The following is a 709-nucleotide window of genomic DNA, read 5'->3' on the forward strand; positions in this document are numbered from 1 at the left end:
ATAAATCATCACGAATATTCATTAAACGTTCGTTTAATTCACTGCCTTTGAAAACTGTTTGATCGCTTTCGGTTTCCTTAATTAATTCTCGTCTTTCAGCTTGCGTGGTCTGTTCAAAATTAAGCTCTGGATAAAGTTTTTTCGTGGTACGATCGACCACTTTGTTTAAGAGTTCATCTGCCTTTTTTAATGAGCTTTCTTGTTGGTTAATTGTCAATAATTGTTTAGTCACATCTTCACCAACTGCATGTTTAATTAAGGTGCTATTTTTCCAATAAAATAGCATGCGCCGTTTATCATCTAAACTCTCCAAACTGATATAAGTTTTCAGTTCATGGCTTAACTCATTGACCACCCGTTTTTCATTAAACGAGAAGTGTTCACTTAGGCTATCTAAGTGACCTCTATTGATTGCTTTTTCTTGGTTGTTCTTATAACTGGCTTTGGCTTTGCGATAGTTCTTTACTTGTTGGTTAAATTCTTTTCTTTCATACCGCTTACTATTAATTCCCTCGTGTTGGGTTGGTGTATCATCTATTCCCTGCTCAGTAAATGATTTTTCACTGATCCGATCGGGAATATTTTTTTGCTCTAAAACCTGATTGACACTAACTGCCCAATTATGACGCCATTCAATTATTTTTTCTTTCTTATCCCAATCGACCATCAGTATCTTTCTACTCTTAGGGTACTTGCTAGTTCCGGTATA

Annotated in this window: 1 protein-coding gene; it reads right to left on the reverse strand. The window is 35.5% G+C overall.

The genetic code is table 11. From position 1 onward, the window contains the following. Nucleotides 1-709 (reverse strand): MobA/MobL family protein (locus EGT51_RS12835; RefSeq protein WP_167850212.1); only part of this gene is annotated, 709 nt, incomplete at both ends.

Origin of the sequence: Levilactobacillus suantsaiihabitans (assembly GCF_004745505.1) — a bacterium.
Taxonomy (GTDB): domain Bacteria; phylum Bacillota; class Bacilli; order Lactobacillales; family Lactobacillaceae; genus Levilactobacillus; species Levilactobacillus suantsaiihabitans.